We start from the raw sequence: 3948 nt of genomic DNA, 5'->3' as shown, positions 1-3948 counted from the left end.
CCTGTGGGCGACCACGAACGTCACCGAGGCGGACACGGTCGTGGCGCGCGTTAAGGTCACATACACTGACGGAACCACCGTGGAAAAGCTTATCGCCTATGGTGGGGCCATCTTCGCGTTTGAAGACCTGCGCGGCGGCGCACAGGTCCTCACCGCGTGGCGCGGCAAGACCGGCACCGGGCGCGACGCCGCCGCTCGCCTGTGGACGTGGAACAACCCGCACCCCGAAAAGGCAATTGCCTCCGTCCGGGTTTCCAGCGAGGGCACGGAAGCGGCGCCGGTCCTGATGGGGCTGACGGGCTTGGAATAGGGTGTCGGGAGAGGGCTATGAAGGACTGGCCGTCAGTCGTGGCTGTTGTCCCTGCCCTGACGTCGCCGACCGGCTGAAGCTGCTTCCTCCAGCCGCTTCAGCCGCGCCTCCAGGCGGTCTACACGGGCGGCCCGGACCCGCAGGATCTCGATCTCCTTCTGCTGGGCCTTCATGCCCTCGACCAGCACGGGGACGACGTTCTGATACGCCACCGACTTGTACCCGTCGCGGTCCGTAGTGACCACTTCAGGCAGAACCCTCTCGACATCCTGCGCGATGAACCCAATCTGCTTGCCCGCCGGAAATGATCGAGAGGCACTCGCCGGGTTCCACTCGAAGGACACGCCGCGAAGCGCCAGCACCGATGCGAGCGGGTCACGCAGAGGCCCAACCTCCCGCTTATAGCGTGCATCCGAGCACTGGTTGAAGCTCAGCCCGCAAACCGCTCCCCCGGCGGTAACGGCGAACACCTGCTGGTCCCGCTCCGCGCACCAGATGTGGGTCGCGGGAAATAGAAAGTTCGTCTGGAAGCCGGCTATCCCGTAAGGGCTAGAGTCTCCCGCAAAAACGCCCACGCCGGACTGATCGCTGCTATATCCCTGAATGGCAGCGGCATGGTGACCACCGCCTGCGGCGGAGGAGAAGCCGTACACGCCTGGGCCGGTGCCGCCGACGCCCCACACCCCGGCGCCAGACGCACCTGTACCGAGCACCCCGGCATACTGGGAGTTACCCCAGAGGGCGGCCTCGATCCCGTAGTTCTCGAAGCCAGTGGGAGGAGCCTGGCCGGCATATACGGACGTACCTTGTCCGAGATTCGTAACGGATACCACGGCTCCAGGCAGCGGGATGTCCGCGACGTCCGCATAGGGCAACGCCAGGGCGAGGGCGGACGGCGCGTTGGCCAGAGCCGTCCTCGGCGTCATCTCGGGGTCCGCGCCCACTTGCACGCCAATGTAGACAGGTTGGGCGAATGACAATGCGGCCGGGAACGCCGTGGCATCCCCCAGGGCGGTGCTGACCAAGCCGTCCCGAACCTGCACGGCCTTCGTCTCTTCCCAGAGCTTCGCGGCCGTATATTGATAGTCAACCTTCACCTGCGTACCGTCGGGGATGGTCGCGGAACTGACCCGCGTGATCACACCGGTGGTGTTATCGATCGTGTAGGCGGCTCCACGAGAGTATGTGGCCGAGCCGTCGGACTTCACCACCGTTTCGCTGTTGGCAACCACGGGCGAATGGGCAAGCGTCACGGTGGCGCCGCTGAAGGTCTGCAACTCATTGGTAACAGCGACCGCTCCCTCCCGGCCGTTGTACAGGCGGAAGATCACGGTTTGGGGGCCGTCCGGCAGGGCGGCGCCCGCCGCGTTGGTCAGACGCCCCTGGAATGCTATGGTACGCGGCGCCTGGGCCTGAGACAGCCCGGCCGGGAGAAGTACAGGAAGCGCTGACGCGAGGACGCGCCAAGCAAGGGATTTCATGAGCCTCTCCTTTCGCTTGTGAGAGCACCACCTCTCGGCGCTCCGTGATCTGCTGCACCCATCTGCCGCTGCTTCAGCGGGCCCTCCAGGGCGGTCAATCCGGCAACCTGCCGCCGAAGGTCGGCGATCTCTTTCTGTTGCGCCTTGATCGCCTCCACCAGCACCGGGACAACGTTCTGGTAGGCAACCGACTTGGTGCCGTCCTGGTCCGTATGCACCACCTGCGGCAGCACCTTCTCCACTTCCTGGGCGACGAACCCGATTTGCTTACCCGATGGGAATGCGCGGCCGGCGCCTTTCGGGTTCCACTCGAAGGAGACGCCTCTCAGGGCGGTGATGGCGTTCAGCGGGTCCTGCAAGGTCTCGATTCGCTGCTTGAAGCGAACGTCGGAGCACTGGTTGAAGCTGAGGCCACAGACGGCTCCACCGGCCGTAACGGCGAAGACCTGGTTGTCGTTCTCCGCGCACCAGATGTGGGTCGCCGGAAGGAGAAAGTTCGTCTGGATCCCGGCTATCCCGTAAGGCTCCTTGTCTCCCGCGAAAACGGCCACGCCGGAGTCCGCGGTGCTCCGTCCCTCAACAGCAGCGGCATGGTGACCACCACCCGCGGCGGAGGTTTCGCCGTACACGCCGGGACCGTCGATGCCAAGTCCCCACACCCCGACGTTCGCTCCTGTGCCGAGCACCCCGGTCCACTGCGAGCTACCCCAGACGGCGGCCGGGATCCCTTGGTAGGGGTCGAAGAGGGTGGAAGGAGCCTGGACGGCATGTATAACGTTACCGTTACCCAGGTTCGTAACGGAGACCACGGCTCCGGGATTCGGGATGTCCGCGGTGTCCGCATAGGGCAGCGCCAGGGCGAGGGCGGACGGCGCGTTGGCCAGAGCCGTCCTTGGCGTCATCTCGGGGTCCGCCCCCACTTGCATGCCAAGGTAGAGAGGTTGGGCGAATGACAATGTGGCCGGGAACGCCGTGGCATCCCCCAGGGCGGTGCTGACCAGGCCACCCCGAACCTGCACGGCCTTCATCTCTTCCCAGAGCTTCGCGGCCGTATACTGGTAGTCCACCTTCACCTGCGTACCATCCGGGATGGCCGCGGCGCTGACTCGCGTGATTACACCCGTCGCGTCGTCTATCGTGTAGGCGCCTCCCCGAGTGTAGGTGGACGTGCCGTCCGCCTTCGCCACAGTCTCGCTGTTGGCAACCACTGGGGAATGGGCAAGCGTCACGGTGGCGCCGCTGAAGGTCTGCAACTCATGGGTAACAGCGAGCGCTCCCTCCCGTCCGTTGTACAGGCGGAAGATCACGTTTTGGGGGCCGTCCGGCAGAGCGGCGCCCGCGGCGTTGGTCAGACGCCCCTGAAAAGTTATGGTACGTGGCGCCTGGGCCGGCGCGAAACGCGCCGCGCACCCAAGCAGCCCGGCAAAAGCCGCCGCGCGAGCGAAGGACACGATCATCTCCGTTTCCTCTCTGATGCGGGCGCCACAGGCGCAGAGCATCTCGTCATGGGTTCGAGTCGAGGCCACCACGTACCCCGGGGCTATCGCATCGTGACTGCATTGGGCTGCGTTAGCCCTGAAATGGATTCGTGAACGCACTAATTCGGCCGTGGCCTGTCCCGTCGGAACGCTGGTGGAAAGATGCCCGCAGCGACCCATCGGTGCCGACTGCCTGCGCCAGACCTCGGAGACATAAGCCGCAGATTATGATCCGATAGCCCTGCCAGGTACCCCGGGCTATTCCCCTGCCCTTACGTGTTCCGGCTACTATTAGACAGATTTCCTTATCACATACATGTTCTCATGTTGTCGAAAGTTCCGATGGTCCGACCGGTGGACTTTGGAGTTCCTGCTTCAATACGTCGAATCTCGAGCCTGATTCCAGGACTCGGCACTGACGTTGGCCGGCACGACGTTTGCGATCGGCGCTCCGGTCTGGATGGCGGGCTCGCTGAACCCGGCCGGCGAGTGGCCGAAGGCCATCGATATGGCCATCGGCGACCGCAAGGCCGGCGAGTTGCGCTTCCTGTGGGCGACCACGAACGTCACCGAGGCGGACACGGTCGTGGCGCGCGTTAAGGTCACATACACTGACGGAACCACCGTGGAAAAGCTTATCGCCTATGGTGGGGCCATCTTCGCGTTTGAAGACCTGCGC

General features: G+C 64.6%; 4 protein-coding genes. 2 read left to right on the top strand and 2 right to left on the bottom strand.

The window, feature by feature from the left end:
* Positions 1-310: hypothetical protein (locus VGM51_15540; GenBank protein ID HEY3414451.1), on the top strand; the 310-nt coding region annotated here is incomplete at its 5' end.
* Positions 311-342: 32 nt separating this feature from the next.
* Here the strand turns inward: VGM51_15540 and VGM51_15535 are convergent.
* Complete coding sequence (locus VGM51_15535; GenBank protein ID HEY3414450.1) at positions 343-1791, bottom strand: tail fiber domain-containing protein; 1449 nt, start codon at positions 1789-1791, stop codon at positions 343-345.
* Entirely contained in the window at positions 1788-3248 is a 1461-nt protein-coding gene (locus VGM51_15530; protein ID HEY3414449.1) for a tail fiber domain-containing protein, read from the bottom strand. The genes VGM51_15535 and VGM51_15530 overlap by 4 nt, the downstream gene beginning before the upstream one ends.
* A 442-nt stretch (positions 3249-3690) precedes the next feature.
* Here VGM51_15530 and VGM51_15525 point away from each other — a divergent pair.
* A partial coding sequence (locus VGM51_15525) for a hypothetical protein (protein HEY3414448.1) occupies positions 3691-3948 on the top strand: 258 nt, incomplete at its 3' end.

This window comes from Armatimonadota bacterium (genome assembly GCA_036504095.1).
Lineage (GTDB): Bacteria > Armatimonadota > DTGP01 > JAKQQT01 > JAKQQT01 > DASXUL01.
The sequence above is the reverse complement of the archived record's forward strand: the minus strand, read 5'-3'. Positions and strand labels throughout refer to the sequence as shown.